General features: G+C 72.5%; 11 protein-coding genes. 5 read left to right on the plus strand and 6 right to left on the minus strand.

All coding sequences use genetic code 11. From position 1 onward, the window contains the following. Positions 1-183 precede the first annotated feature (183 nt). Both OG272_RS38640 and OG272_RS38645 read right to left on the minus strand, forming a co-directional pair. A complete protein-coding gene (locus tag OG272_RS38640; protein WP_327727216.1) occupies positions 184-1,704 on the minus strand; it encodes an MFS transporter in 1,521 nt (506 codons plus the stop codon). A 287-nt stretch (positions 1,705-1,991) separates the two neighbouring features. Continuing rightward, positions 1,992-3,191 carry an oxygenase MpaB family protein gene (locus OG272_RS38645; RefSeq protein WP_405895619.1) on the minus strand — a complete coding sequence of 400 codons (1,200 nt, stop codon included), beginning with the start codon at positions 3,189-3,191 and terminating at the stop codon, positions 1,992-1,994. Between the two features lie 234 nt (positions 3,192-3,425). Between OG272_RS38645 and OG272_RS38650 the strand changes: the two genes are divergently transcribed. Next, complete coding sequence (locus tag OG272_RS38650) at positions 3,426-4,031, plus strand: TetR/AcrR family transcriptional regulator (RefSeq protein ID WP_327727213.1); 606 nt, start codon at positions 3,426-3,428, stop codon at positions 4,029-4,031. Positions 4,032-4,159: 128 nt separating this feature from the next. Here OG272_RS38650 and OG272_RS38655 read toward each other — a convergent pair whose 3' ends face one another. From OG272_RS38655 to OG272_RS38665, 3 genes are read right to left on the minus strand one after another with little or no spacing between them, the layout of a single operon-like run. Then, positions 4,160-5,179 (minus strand): PaaX family transcriptional regulator C-terminal domain-containing protein, encoded by a 1,020-nt coding sequence (locus OG272_RS38655; RefSeq protein WP_327727212.1) that lies wholly within the window; start codon positions 5,177-5,179, stop codon positions 4,160-4,162. Between the two features lie 51 nt (positions 5,180-5,230). Then, positions 5,231-6,700, minus strand: a complete 1,470-nt coding sequence (locus OG272_RS38660; RefSeq protein ID WP_405895620.1) for an alpha/beta hydrolase family protein — start codon at positions 6,698-6,700, stop codon at positions 5,231-5,233. Further along, entirely contained in the window at positions 6,697-8,067 is a 1,371-nt protein-coding gene (locus OG272_RS38665) for an MFS transporter (protein WP_405895621.1), read from the minus strand. The genes OG272_RS38660 and OG272_RS38665 overlap by 4 nt, the downstream gene beginning before the upstream one ends. 223 nt (positions 8,068-8,290) lie before the next feature. Between OG272_RS38665 and OG272_RS38670 the strand changes: the two genes are divergently transcribed. From OG272_RS38670 to OG272_RS38685, 4 genes are all read left to right on the plus strand, one after another. Next, a complete protein-coding gene (locus tag OG272_RS38670) occupies positions 8,291-8,959 on the plus strand; it encodes an SDR family NAD(P)-dependent oxidoreductase (RefSeq protein WP_326575338.1) in 669 nt (222 codons plus the stop codon). A 449-nt stretch (positions 8,960-9,408) separates the two neighbouring features. Continuing rightward, positions 9,409-10,224: a VOC family protein gene (locus tag OG272_RS38675; protein ID WP_327727209.1), complete on the plus strand. Its 816-nt coding sequence runs from the start codon at positions 9,409-9,411 to the stop codon at positions 10,222-10,224. A 168-nt stretch (positions 10,225-10,392) separates the two neighbouring features. Further along, the gene (locus OG272_RS38680; RefSeq protein ID WP_326575334.1) at positions 10,393-11,304 is read left to right on the plus strand and encodes an alpha/beta hydrolase; all 912 of its coding nucleotides are present in this window, start codon (positions 10,393-10,395) and stop codon (positions 11,302-11,304) included. Between the two features lie 536 nt (positions 11,305-11,840). After that, complete coding sequence (locus OG272_RS38685; RefSeq protein WP_327727208.1) at positions 11,841-12,536, plus strand: alpha/beta hydrolase; 696 nt, start codon at positions 11,841-11,843, stop codon at positions 12,534-12,536. Positions 12,537-12,653: 117 nt separating this feature from the next. Here OG272_RS38685 and OG272_RS38690 read toward each other — a convergent pair whose 3' ends face one another. Further along, positions 12,654-13,439, minus strand: coding sequence for an MBL fold metallo-hydrolase (locus tag OG272_RS38690; protein ID WP_327727207.1), 786 nt, complete (start codon positions 13,437-13,439; stop codon positions 12,654-12,656). Positions 13,440-13,498: the final 59 nt, after the last annotated feature.

The raw sequence follows: 13,498 nt of genomic DNA on the forward strand, positions 1-13,498 counted from the left end.
ACCGTGTGGTTCCGGGCCCGTGCGGCCGCCCGGTCCTGTGCCTCGCGGAACGCCCCCGGCGTCTGCCCGGAGGGCCGTGAGGGCCAGGGGCGTGAAGCGGCCCGCCGGATGTCCGGCGGGCCGCTTCGGGGACGTCGGGGCGGAAGGGGGAGGCGCCCCGACGAGGCTTCGGGAGCCCTCACCTCACATGTGCACCACCGGGGCCGCGTCGGGGTCGTGGACGGGGGCGCCGCGCCGGTAGAGCAGGAAGCTCACGACCACGCCGGCGGCGAAGAAGACGGCGGACCACAGGTACGCGGTGGAGTAGGCCTCCAGGCCCGCCTGGGCGACGACGGCGGGGTCCTTCGGGTTCCGGCCGACCAGGTAGTCCGCGGCGGCGCTGGTGGAGAGCGTGTTGAGGAGAGCCGTGCCGAGGGAGCCGCCGACCTGCTGCATCGTGTTGACGGCGGCGGAGGCGACCCCGGCGTCCTCGGTGGCGACACCGTCGGTGGCCAGGCTCATGGCCGGGGCCATGATCAGGCCGAAGCCGAGTCCGGCGAGGACCAGCGGCGGCATGATGTCGGTGGTGTAGGAGCTGTTCAGGTCGAGGGCGGTCAGCCAGGCCATCGCGGCGGCGGCGATGCCCATGCCCAGCGGGACCACCGGCTTGGGACCGATGCGCGGGATGAGCATCGTGGAGGCCAGCGTCGAGGTCAGCATCAGCCCGGTGATCATGGGCAGGAAGGCCAGCCCGGTCTCGATGGGCGTGTAGCCGAGGCTCTGCTGCAGGTAGTAGGTGAGGAAGAGGAAGACACCGAACATGCCCGCGCCGATGATCAGGACGGAGACGAACGACGCGCCGCGGTTCCGGTCGAGCAGGACACGCAGGGGCAGCAGCGGATGCGGGGAGCGGGTCTGCCACACCGTGAACGCGACGAGCAGGACGGTCCCGGCGAGCAGGAAGCCCCAGGTCGCCGGCGAACTCCAGTCGTGGCTCTCGGCGTTGGAGAACCCGTAGACCAGACAGAACAGCCCGACGGAGACCAGGACGGCACCGGGCACGTCGATCCTGGCGGTCTTGTCGCGGCTGCCGCGGCCGAGCAGGATCACCCCGCCGACGAACGCGACGGCGGCGAAGACGAGGTTGACGTACAAGGTCCAGCGCCAGTCGAGGTGCTCGGTCAGTACGCCGCCCAGCAGCAGGCCGACGGCGCCGCCGGCCCCCGCGATCGCGCCGTAGACGCCGAAGGCCTTGCCGCGTTCCCTGGGGTCGGTGAACGTCGTGGTCAGCAGCGACAGTGCGGCCGGGGCGAGCAGCGCCCCGAACACACCCTGCCCGGCCCGTGCGGCCACGAGCATCTCGAAGCTGCCGGCCGCCCCGCCGACGGCCGAGGCGCCGGCGAAGCCCACCAGCCCGACCAGGAAGGTCAGCTTGCGGCCGAACAGGTCGGCTATCCGCCCGCCGAGCAACAGCAGGCTGCCGAAGGCGAGGGCGTAGGCGGTGACGACCCACTGCCGGTCGCCGTCCGAGAAGCCCAGATCCTGCTGGGCCGAGGGCAGCGCGATGTTCACGATCGTCGCGTCCAGCACGACCATCAGCTGCGCCAGCCCGATGACGGCGAGGATCCACCAGCGATGGCGATGTGGCGGACCGGCGGTCGGCAGGGGGGACGTGGGGGACGTGGGGGACGCGCCGGTCGGCGTGTCGGTGGCGGTTCGAGGCATGACGAAACTCCGGAGGAAGTGATCAACAGAAGAGAGAGGGGCGGTGGTGCGAGGCGGGACGGCTGCGTCGGTGGAGCTCGTCACGAGGTGGGAGAAACGCCGCGCGAGACGAATCCGCGCGAGACGAATCCGCGCGAGACGAATCCGCGCGAGACGAATCCGCGCGAGACGAATCCGCGCGAGAGGAAGCGGTGAGAGACGAAGCGGTGAGAGAGAAGCCGCGAGCGCAGGAGAAGGGCGGGTCAGGCAGGGCAGTCGGGTCAAGCAGGTCAGTCGGGTCAAGCAGGTCAGGCCGCCGGGGCTCCGGACCGCTCGGCTTCCCGGCTCCGGTGGCCGGTGGCGGTGCCGACGGGGAGCACGGCGGCGATCAGTTCGGGGCCGGGGCCGTCGAGGGCTCGGCGGCGGGCCTCTCCCGAGGAGGCCGGGGAGAACGTCTGCCAGTACCGGGACTGGCGGTTGAGCTTGCCGATCAGCGGCATCAGATGGGTCGCGGCGGGGACGGGGACGCCCAGCAGGTCCGCCGTCTCGTCCCCGAAGGACTGCCGGAGCACGCTGTGGATGAGGTAGCGCAGATGTTCCTCGGACAGGACGGCACCCGGCGCCCCGGCCATCGCGCGGGCCTGTGCGTCGACCATGGCGGTGGTCAGCGCGCGTGAGTTGTCGTCGGGCGCGGCCGTCCTCGCGTCCAGCAGGGCCCGGAGGCGCTCGGCGTCGGCGTGGTCGAGCACGTTCCCGTAGAGGGTCTCGTCCAGGCCGAGCAGATGGGCGACGTACGACCAGTAGCGGTAGAGGGAGTGCTCCTCGTCGGGGTCGATCTCGATCCCGATGGCGGCCAGGGCCCGGAAGGACACGAGGGTGAGGCCGAGCCACGTACGGGCCGGGTCGTCCTGGCCGGTCGGGGGGCGCCGCCGGGCGAAGGTGTTCCAGGCGGACGCGCCGCCCTCGGCCGCTCCCCCCTCGCGCTCGAACGCCGTGAGGCGTATCCGGGCGTGGAGCAGCCGCAGCTGAACGGTGCCCAGGTAGCCGGGGGCGCCGCGCAGCAGCCCTCCCGGTCGCATGGTCTGGCGTGCCCAGACCCCGGCCCCGGCGAGTCGGCGCGGGGCCATCACCGCCGGACTGCCCGCTCGGACGAGGCGACCCGCCACGGCCGGGGACGCGTAGGTGTGGGCGAGTGTGCCGGTGATCGAGCAGAGCCCGAACCACAGCGGAGGCACGGAAAGGCTCACGACGTCGCCCCGGTGCGCCATCAGCGGGTCCACCCCGGGAGGGGTGGACTCCAACTGCCGCAGCAGTGCGGCGACGGCCTCCGGCGCCGGCTCGTGCAGGCTCGCCAGGCCGCCCCGGAGGCCGACGTCGAGGGCCCTCTGCGCCGGGGCGCCGAGGAGGTCCAGCTCGGCGACGACGGCGTCGGCGAGCGGGTCCCCGGCGTGAAGGCCGGTCGCCCGCTCGGCGGTCGTGGGGGTGGGGGTGGGGTGGAGTGCGGTCATGGGTTCTCCATGCGAGAGAAACGCTCTGACACCTGTCAGATTAGCGATAATCTGACAGGTGTCAAATAAGATGCACGTGGGTCCCTAAGATGAGCGGGACCGCCCGCCGCGTCAGGGCGTCAGGGCGTCAGGGCATGAGCTGTGAGCCGTAAGCCGTAAGCGATGGAGGCAAGCGTGGGAGCAAGAGCCGAATCCGCTCGACGGCCGGGGCGCCCCGGCGCGGACACTCCCGCGGTGCCGGAGGAGGAGAGTGTCCTGCGGCGCGGGCTGGAGGCCTTCGCGGAACTCGGCTACGACCGGGCGTCCGCCCGCGAACTGGCCCGCCGCCTCGGCGTCAGCCACAACTTCATCAACGACCGCTACGGCTCCAAGGCGGCGTTCTGGCGCGCGGTGGTGGACTCCGCGCTGGGGTCGCAGCTGGCGAGCCTGCCCGAGGCCGATCCCTCCGCCGACGACGCGGAGAACCTGCGGCGGCTCATCACCGGTTTCTACCGGGTCGCCGCCGACACCCCCCTGATCGCCCGGCTCTTCGTCGACGAACTCAACCAGGACACCGAGCGGTTGGACTATCTCTACGACAACTACATCGGCGTCGTCGTGGGGAACATGGCGTCCATCATCGACCGGCTCGTCGCCGCCGGCCGCATGGCACCCATCCCGATGGACGTGCTCTTCTTCGCCATCGTCCCGACCGTCTCCGGCATGCTGGACGTCCCCCTCGCCCGCCGCCTCGGCCGCCCCGAGTCCTCCTCGCCGGAGCGGACCGCGGCCACGGCGGAGTCGTTGGCGGCGCTCGTGCTCAACGGGTTGCTCGGGACGGGCCGGGAGGGCCGTTCCTGAATCCCGGGGTGCCACCCTGCGTGGGCCGGGATGCGCGGCGTCCCCTCAGCCGTGTGAGGTCGGCCGGTGCGGCCTGCCCCGCGCCGTATGCCCCCCTCGGCCCGGCGCGGAGATCCATCAGAAGCCCTCTAGCGCAGCGGCACCGTGTCGAGCAGTTCGCCGGCCATCCGCTGCGCGGGCGTCGCGGTCTGGTCCGCGATGCGTCGGAAGGTCTCCTCGGCGGGGCGGGCCGGCCAGTCGGCGGGAAGGTGGCGGGCGGGGAGCCGGGGGTCGGTGCGGATGGTCCAGAGCCACTCGCTGACGAGCCGCAGCCGCGTACCGATCGGATCGTCGCCGGGCCCGGAAACGGACTCCGCCCCTGAGTCGGAGCCGGGCGCTTCCGCTGCGTCCGAGGCGGACCCGGAGCCCGAGCGGGAAGCCGCCCCGGAGTCGAGACCGGAAGCAGCCCCGGAGCGGAGACCGGAAGCCGCCCCGGAGTCGGAAGTGGGCCCGGGGCCCGGGGCCAGTAGGGGCGTCCAGCGTTTGTCGAAGGTGACGTAGCGGGCCGCGATGCTCTCCAGGTCCCAGGTGTCGCGGATCATCAGCTCGATGTCGGTGGCGACGTTCGCCTGGGCGTGGAAGATCTTGACGTGGTCGGTGAGCCCGAGCTCGGCGACGACTCCGGCGATGCCGACGTTCCCCGGGGCGATCCACAGCCCGCTGTACAGGGCCCCGAACCCGGACCAGGCCAGCCGTGAGCGCAGGTCGTGGCGCTGGCGCTTCCAGGAGTCCGGGAGGGAGAAGCCGAGGAGGGTCCAGGTGCCGTCCCAGTCGTCGTTGACGGCGCCCTGCCTCCAGATGCGGGTGCGGCCGTCCCACAGGACGCGCGTCGCCTGCGGGGTGAGGCCGAAGTACATCCTGCGGCCCTCGCGTTGGCGCCGCAGCAGCCCGCGGTTGACCATGCGGGTCAGCGTGGAACGTACGGCCTGCTCACCGACGCCGACACGGCCGAGTACGTCGATGATGCTGCCCGAGTACACGCCCAGATCACGGTCGCCCTCCTCCAGCACATGGTTGCCGAAGAAGGCGAGCATGAGTGACTGCGGGCGCGGCTGCGGGCCGTCCGAGATGTCGCTGTCCGGGGTGTCCAGGATGTCGTAGTCCTCCACGGGGCAAGAGTACGGCCGCCCGCCGACACTCCGGCGGGCGGCCGTACCAGGTCACCGGCCGTCGGCGGGGTGGGCGAGGTCGTACGGCCGCAGATAGGGGGTGGGGCGGTACGGCACATAGCGGGCGGGCGTCGTGGAATCGGCTTCGGCGGCAAGGGAGTTGAGGGACTCCGCGTCCGTGCCGCGCCACCTGCCGGTGGTGACGCGCTCCTCCAGGGTGTGCAGGGCGGCGAGCTGCTCGGCGGGGCTGAAGGTGCAGTGCCCGGCGTTGTCGACGTTCGCCTGCCGGAGGAGCGAACCCGACCCGGCGGCCGTGACCGCCCGGCGCAGCGCGCTCTCCGTCTGCACGGGGACGAGGGCGTCGCCGATGGTGTGCACGCTGAACTGCGGCTTGGTCAGCTCGCCGGTGAAGGAACTGGTGCCGCTCATCCACGCGACGGCGTCCGGGTCGGCGCTGATGCGCGGCGCGCGGTCGAGGGTGGCGAGGTCGGCCTTCAGGGAGAGCCCGGCCTTCTTGTACAGCTCCCGGACCTTCTTGCTCACCGACGACTGCCCGAGCAGCTTCGCGTAGTCGACCCCGGTGTTCCAGGACATGTTGCCGCCCGCCCGGACCTCCGCCTCCTGCCGCCGGTTGAACGCGGCGACCTTCAACAGCCCCTTGACGGCGTCGTACTGGTTGACCTGCTGCGCCTCCCAGTCGTCCGCGGCGGGCCGGGTCTGCGTCGGCTGGTTCCAGACCGGGATGTTGTGCAGGGCGGCGGCCAGCGCGATCCGCGCCCGCCCCTCGGCCGTCGACTGCGCCGAGTCGACCACGGTCACCAGTGCGTCCGCCGCGCTCGTGGCGGCCGCCTGGTCCGCCAGTCCCGTCAGGGGCACGTCGGAGTCGGGCGCGAGCAGCGTCTTGAGGGCGAAGACCGGGTCGAGCGTGTTGTTCCAGTTGGCGACGCCGCCGTGGACCAGGCCGCACAGCGACAGCGAGCCGTCGATCCGGTCCGCGTGCCGCTCCGCGATCGCGGTGGTGACGAGCCCGCCGTACGACCGGCCCCAGGCGAGGGTCCGGCGCGCCGCCCCGAAGCGGTCGTCGAACACGGACAGGGTGGCTAGCTGGTCGGGCACCGCGTCCGTCACCGCCCAGCCCGTACTGGCGTACGACGACCCGATCAGCGCATATCCCTCCGCGAGCAGCAGCGCCTTCGTGGCGGTGTCCGGGCCGTTCTGCGCGGGGTTGGGCGTGCCGGCCTGCGTGTAGCCGTGGCTGTAGAGCAGTACGGTGCCGTTCCAGTTCGCGGGAACGTCCATCAAGTACGTTGCCCCGGAGGGGAGTTGCCCCTCGACGTGACTCGGCTCCGCGGTGGCGGCCACGGCCGACGTGGGTACGGCGCTGACGGCGAGCAGGAGGGCCGCGGCGCAGGCGGTACGGCGCGCGGCGCGGATGCGGGCGCCGGGGCGGGGCGTACGGGTGCCGACGCCGGTGCCGGTGCCGTTGTCAGTGCCGGTACGGGTGGGGGTGCCGATCGTCATGCGGAGATCTCCTGGGCGTGGGGGGCGTGGGGGGCGGTGGGGCGTTCGGCGGCGTCCGCCAGGGACGCCTCGTTGCTCTCGCGCACGAAGCAGACGGTCACCGCGGTGATCAAGGCGCCGCCGCACAGCAGCAGGGCGACGGGGGTGCTGCTTCCGCTCCCGGCCACCAGGCTCCCGGCGATCATCGGGGAGAACCCGGCGCCGATGAGCGTGGCGCCCTGATAGCCGAGCGACGCCCCGGTGTAGCGGACCTTCGTGCCGAACATCTCGGTGAGCAGCGCGCCCAGCGGCCCGTACATCACGGACTGGGCGAAGCCGTGTCCCAGGACGACCGCGAGGATCAGCAGTCCGGGTGACTTGGAGTCGACGAGGGCGAGGACGGGGAAGGCGAGTGCGGCGGAGGCGATGGCCCCGGCGAGGACGACCGGGCGGCGGCCGACACGGTCGGAGAGCGCCGACGCGCACGGCAGCACGACCAGCGCGACGGACGCGGAGACCGTGAGCGCGGTGAGCACCTGCGGCCGGGCGTAGCCGATACCGGTGGCGTAGGCGATCAGGTAGCTGGTCAGCAGCGACTGTGCGGTGAACGCGCCGATACCGACACACGCGGCGAGCACCAGCGCGCGCGGGCGGCGCAGTACGTCGACGATCGGCAGCCGGGCCTGCGTGCGGTCCTTCTTGACCTGGGCGAAGAGCGGGCTCTCGACCACCTTCAGCCGGACGAAGAGCCCCACGCCCAGCAGGACGACGCTGAGCAGGAACGGCACCCGCCAGCCCCAGGCGGCGAACTCGTCGCGGGGCATGGCGACGACGAAGGTGACCACGAGCGAGGAGAGCAGGGAGCCCAGCGGTGCTCCCATCTGCGTGAAGCTGGACCACAGTCCGCGCCGCTTCTCCCCGGCGTGCTCCACGACCATCAGGGTGGCGCCGCCCCATTCACCGCCGATGGCGATGCCCTGCAGCACCCGCAGGGTGATCAGCAGGACGGGGGCCCAGACGCCGATGGTGTCGTAGGTGGGCAGCAGGCCGATCAGGAAGCTGGCGCCGCCCATCAGACCCATGGTCAGCAGCAGCATGGACTTGCGGCCGAGGCGGTCGCCGAAGTGCCCGAAGAGGATCCCGCCGAGCGGGCGGGCGACGTATCCGGCGGCGAAGGTCCCGAACGCGGCGATCGTGCCGACCGCCGGGTCCGCGCCCGGGAAGAACAGCTCACCGAAGACGAGCGCGGCGACCGTTCCGTAGACGAGGAAGTCGTAGAACTCGACGGCCGTACCGAGCAGCCCGGACAGCGCGACACGACGCAACTGGCTTCTGCGTTCAGCCTGTTCGGGGCTCGGGGGTGGTGATGCGGTGGGGGACGAGGGCATCGCGGGCTCCCTTGACCGGGGGATGGACACCGCGAACTTAGGCGGTTGTGTAACCATCGTCAATAAAGTGCCCAACATTGACAGCTCCGGGACAGGCGTGGACCGGGGCCGCGTGGAACCCTGCCGCTGTCGGCGCGCGTTGGGTCACGATGGGGACCGTCAAGCCCGTTCCCCGAGGCCGGCTCGTACAAGAGGCCTCCTCCGCGAGGAAAGCAAGGAAGCCATGACCACCATCGCCGTCATCGGAGCCGGGCCGGGTCTCGGCGCGGCCGTCGCCCGTCGCTTCGGCCGTGAGGGGTTCACCGTGGCGCTCGTCGCCCGCGACCCGGAGCGGACGAAGTCACTCGCCGCCGACCTGAGCGACGAGGGCGTCACGGCCCAGGGGTTCGCCGCCGACGTACGCGACCCGGAGGCCCTGGCCGCCGCACTCGACGCGGCCCGCGCGGCGCTGGGGCCGATCGAGGTCCTGCAGTACAGCCCGTCGCCGCACCGGGACTTCATGCTGCCGGTGCTGGAGACCGGTCACGCCGACCTCGTCGGCCCGATCGAGTTCTCGGTCTACGGCTCGGTCGCCGCCGTGCGGCAGGTGCTGCCCGGTATGCGTGCCCTCGGCCGCGGCACGATCCTCCTCGTCAACGGCGGCACGGCCGTGGTCCCGCACCCCGACCGGGCCGGCACCTCCATCGCGTTCGCGGCGGAGAGCGCGTACGGCCACATGCTGCACGACAGCCTCGCGGCCGAGGGCATCCACGTCGCCCAACTGGTCGTGCCCGGCGCGATCGTCCCCGGACACCACCGCAAGGACCCGGCCGTCCTCGCCGACACCCTGTGGGGCATCCACCGCGACCGTCACGGCTTCCGGCACTTCGCCGACGACCTCGACGCCGCGTAGCCGGCCGACCGGCTCTTCCGGGCCGGGGGAGGGGGGCGTAGGCGGTCAGCCCCGGTGCGGGCCGGCAGGGTCGGGACGGGCCGGGCGGCGGGGAATGCGTCGGCGTGGGTGCCGCGCGCCGGGGTGGTCCGCGGGGCGCTCGCCCGGTCCGGTGTCGTCGCCGACGGGGTGGGCCGGGGCGACGCGGAGGCCCGCGAGCCGGCCTCCGCGTTTTCGCCCCCGCAGCCGGGCTCCGCGTCCTCGCCGTCGCAGCCGGCCTCCGCGTCTTCGCCGTCGCAGTCGTCCCCGTGCCGTGACGGGAACCGACCCGCGCGGGGTGGGAGGGCGCCGACCTGCGCCGGGTGGGACGGTGGCGACCCGTCCCGCCACCGCGCGGCGGCCGACGCGCGGGCGTCCGGGGCGGGTGTCACGCTGAGAACACAGGATCCGCGAATGCGAAGGGGAATCCCGTGATCACCACTGACCTCACTCCCGGCTCCCCCTGCTGGCTCGACCTCGGCGCCCCCGACGTCCCGGCCGCGGCGGCCTTCTACCGCGCGGTGCTGGGCTGGGAGTTCGAGCCCATGAGCGACGGCGGGGGCGAGGGGGAGGAGATGGAGGGCGAGGGCGGAGTCTTCCGGAAGGACGGAAAGATCGTCGGCGGGCTCGGCGAACTCACCGAGAAGGGCGCGCGTCCGGCCTGGATGATCTACTACACCGTCACCGACGCGGACGCCACGACCCAGGCCGTGGAGCGCGCCGGGGGCACGGTGCGGGTGCCGCCGAGGGATCTCGGCGACTGGGGCCGGATGGCGCAGTACAGCGACCCGCTGGGCGGCCAGTTCGCCGTCTGGCAGCCGGGCAAGAACGCGGGCTTCGAGCTGGCGGACGAGCCGGGCTCGTTGTCCTGGACCGAGCTGTTCACGACCGATGCCGCGGCCGCCAAGGAGTTCTACGGCGGTGTCTTCGGCTGGCGGTTCGGCGACATGCCGTTGCCGGGCGACGCGGGCACGTACCACCTCATCACCCCCGCCGGACTTCCCGAGGAGCGGATGCAGGGCGGTCTCATGGAACTGCGCGCCGCCGACCTCGGCCTGACGGACGGGCGGCCCTACTGGCACCCTGTCTTCGCCGTCACCGACTGCGACGCCGCGGTCGCCGCCGTCACCGGGAACGGCGGCAGCGTGCAGATGGGACCCCAGGACATGGAAGGCGTCGGCCGGCTGGCCGTCTGCCTCGACCCGTCGAACGCGGACTTCGTGCTCCTCGTCCCCGCCGAGAGCTGACGTCCCGCGAGCCCCCTCGCCGCCTCTCTTCGGCCCGCCCGGACGCCGTCGGAAGCCGTCTCGTTCGGCAATGGCGCGCTCACCGTTGCGTAAAACAGGATCAGCGTCCATCATCCCATCAACAGGAATCCTGTTAATTCAACGTTGCAGCGATGGGCGGGGCCGATCATGTCGTTCAGTGCCAGAATCCAGGCCAGAGGGGTTCAGCTGCTGCTCAGCGGCGTCATGACCCGTGTCCACAAGGACCTGCGCTTCACCGACATCCCGAAGCGGACGGAAACCCTGCGGGTGGAGACCGGTGCCGGACCGGTCGACTGCACCGTCTACCGACCCCCGGTCACGGTCGCCACGCCCGCTCCCGTCTACGTCAACTTCCACGGCGGCGGCTTCATCGTGGCCCGCCCCGAGCAGGACGACCACCTCTGCCGCTACCTGGCCGCCACGGCCGGCTGTGTCGTCATCAACGTGGACTACGCCGTCGCCCCGAAGCGGATCTTCCCCGTCGCCGTCACCCAGGCGTACGACGTCACCCAGTGGGTCGTCGAGAACGGCTCGGCCCACGACTGGGACGGCTCGCGGGTCGCCGTGGGCGGACACAGCGCGGGGGCCAACCTGACCGCCGGTGTCTGCCGTACGGCCCGCGACCGGGGTGCCTTCACCCCGCGCCTCCAGATCATCGACTCCGCGCCGCTCGACATGGTCGCCGACCCGGCCACCAAGCTGTCCCGCATCGCCAAGCCGCTGCTGAGCCCCCAGCTCATGCGGATCTTCACCGCCGCCTACGTCCCGGACCCGGCCGACCTCGCCGATCCCCTGGTCTCGCCCGGTCTGGCCGACGACCTCGCCGGACTGCCGCCCGCCCTCGTCATCACCGCCGAGAACGACCGCCTGCGCGACGAGGGCGACGCCTACGCCAAGGCCCTGGAGGCCGCGGGCGTCCCGGTCACCCACCGCGTCTTCGAGGGCGTCGACCACTACTTCACCCACACCGGTCCCGCGCCGGCCGGCAAGGAGGCGATCGAGCTCATGGCCACCGCCCTGCGCACCGCCCTCGACACGGCGGTCCCGGACGCGGCCTGACGCCGACGCGGCCCGACGGGGGCGAGGTCTGGCCGGGGCGCGATCCGTCGCCGGCGCGGTCTGACGGGCGCGCGATCCGTCGCCGGCGCGGTTGACGTCGGCGAACGGCGACGGGGTGGTCTGAGTCCACGCAGCCGACCGGCGCGGCTCGGGTGGAGCGCCCCGCTCCCCGCGAAACGGACATCTGTCCGGTACGTCATCGTCTCGGCCCTGTGCCCGCTCGGCGATGCGGTCACGTCCTTCGTTCCCGACCCGGCGGCTCCGGGCGGCCCTGTGGGCACTTCCGTGCGCATGGGGCCGCCTCTTCAGCCGTTCTCGATGCCTCGGCCCCGGCCTCGGCCCCGGCGTGGCCGGAGCGGGAGCGCCCTGCCGCCGCCGTGGCGAGTGCGCTGATCCGATGATCCCGCGCACGGCGCGTATCAACTGCCGCGTGTATCAACTGCCGTACGCAATAAGGCGTGTCACCGGTACCGGGAGCTGCCGTACCGTCCTCTCCACCCGCCTGGGCAGACACCGGAACGAACGAAGGGCACCACGTGCAGCTCAACACCCGCGAATGGGGCGCAGGTGACCGGACGGCTCTGCTCGTCCACGGCATCATGTCCGACTCCCGCACCTGGCGACGGGTCGCCCCGGCGCTCGCGGAGCGCGGCTACCGGGTGATCGCCGTGGACCTGCGCGGCCACGGTCTCTCACCACGCGGCGAGTACAGCCCGCGGCTCTTCGCGGACGATCTCGTCGACACGCTGCCCCAGGACGCGGACCTGGCCATAGGTCACTCCCTGGGCGGGCTCACCCTCTCCCTGGCCGTGGAGCGGCTGCGGCCCCTGCGAGCGGTCTACTCGGACCCGGCATGGTCCTCGGCCGACCCCGACCGGCACATCGGCCCCGAGATCTTCGCCTCCTTCAAACAAGCCACCCGCGCGCAGACAACCGCGCTCAACCCGCGCTGGGACGCCGAGGACGTCGACGTCGAGATGGCCACCCTGGCGGCCTGGGACGCCGACTCCGCGCACTTCCTCGGCGGCCGCCCGCTCACCGGCTTCGTCCCCGACCGTCCGGCCGTCCCCTCCCTCGTCCAACTCGCCGACCCCAGCTTCCTGGTCGGCGCCGCGGACGCGGACCGGCTGCGGGCGAGCGGCTTCGAGGTCCGTACGGTCGCCGGAGCGGGCCACACCATCCACCGCGACGACTTCGACGGTTTCATGAAGTCCCTCGACGGCTGGATCTGACCTCCTCGCTCCCCGCCCCGACTCCGTCCACGGCGAGGAGGACGGCCTGAGGGGTTGTCGGACCCCCGTGCCATGTGTCGCGGTGGACGTCGCCGGGTGACGCGTGTGATGCGGTGCCTAGGCCGTGGCGCGAGCTCTCTCGTACAGGACCGGGTCGTGCGCGTTGACGATGCTCAGATCGGAGTCGCCGCGCCGGTGCAGCTCCGCCAGCCGGGCGTGGTTGGCGCGCACCGTCTTCAGGTCGTACGCCACCAGGTTCTCCATGGCGCGCAGGGCGCGCGGCACGGGGGAGCGCCCGTCGAGTGTTCCGCGGTGGTAGAAGGCGTCGCCGGCGTGCAGGATCCAGCGGGTCCCGGTGTCCACCGCGACGCAGGCGTGGCCCCGCGTGTGTCCCGGCAGGGAGATCAGGACGATCCCGGGGGCGATGGTGTCGAGTTCCTGGGCGGCGGCGAATCCGCGCCACGCCTCGCCGTCCGGGGTGTGCTCGACGATCTTCGGGCCGTGGGCCCACTGGGCCGACCGGTACCGGAACCGCTCCCGCCGGGACGGGGCGATCACGGAGCCCAGGGCCTCGGCCGCGGTCGTGTGGATCTGGGCGCCGGGAAAGTCGGACACCCCTCCGATGTGGTCGAGGTCGAAGTGCGTGACGACGATGTGACGGACGTCGTCACGCTGGAACCCGAGGGCCTCGACCTGACGCGCCGCCGTCTCCTCCGCCCGGAGCACGGGCCTGATCAGACGCCGGGTCGGCCCCATCCGGCGTGCGGGATCGGCGATGTCGTGCAGCCCGAACCCGGAGTCCACCAGCACCAGTCCGCCCGGCGCCTCGACCAGCAGGACATGGCAGACCAGCGCGCCGGTGGGCGGGAGCATGGTCCCGCAGTTGAGGTGGTGCACCTTCACGGCAGTACCGCTTTCGAGGTGTCGACGAGAACGAGCCGCGACTCGCTCCCGGCCTCCGT

It is taken from the genome of Streptomyces sp. NBC_00104 (assembly GCF_045160825.1).
GTDB lineage: Bacteria > Actinomycetota > Actinomycetes > Streptomycetales > Streptomycetaceae > Streptomyces.

Excerpts from the sequence above, each read along its gene's own strand:
- OG272_RS38640 (WP_327727216.1), bottom strand. The coding sequence starts at position 1,704 with ATGCCTCGAACCGCCACCGACACGCCGACCGGCGCGTCCCCCACGTCC.
- OG272_RS38660 (WP_405895620.1), bottom strand. The coding sequence starts at position 6,700 with ATGACGATCGGCACCCCCACCCGTACCGGCACTGACAACGGCACCGGC.
- OG272_RS38665 (WP_405895621.1), bottom strand. The coding sequence starts at position 8,067 with ATGCCCTCGTCCCCCACCGCATCACCACCCCCGAGCCCCGAACAGGCT.
- OG272_RS38680 (WP_326575334.1), top strand. The coding sequence starts at position 10,393 with ATGTCGTTCAGTGCCAGAATCCAGGCCAGAGGGGTTCAGCTGCTGCTC.
- OG272_RS38645 (WP_405895619.1), bottom strand. The coding sequence starts at position 3,191 with ATGACCGCACTCCACCCCACCCCCACCCCCACGACCGCCGAGCGGGCG.
- OG272_RS38670 (WP_326575338.1), top strand. The coding sequence starts at position 8,291 with ATGACCACCATCGCCGTCATCGGAGCCGGGCCGGGTCTCGGCGCGGCC.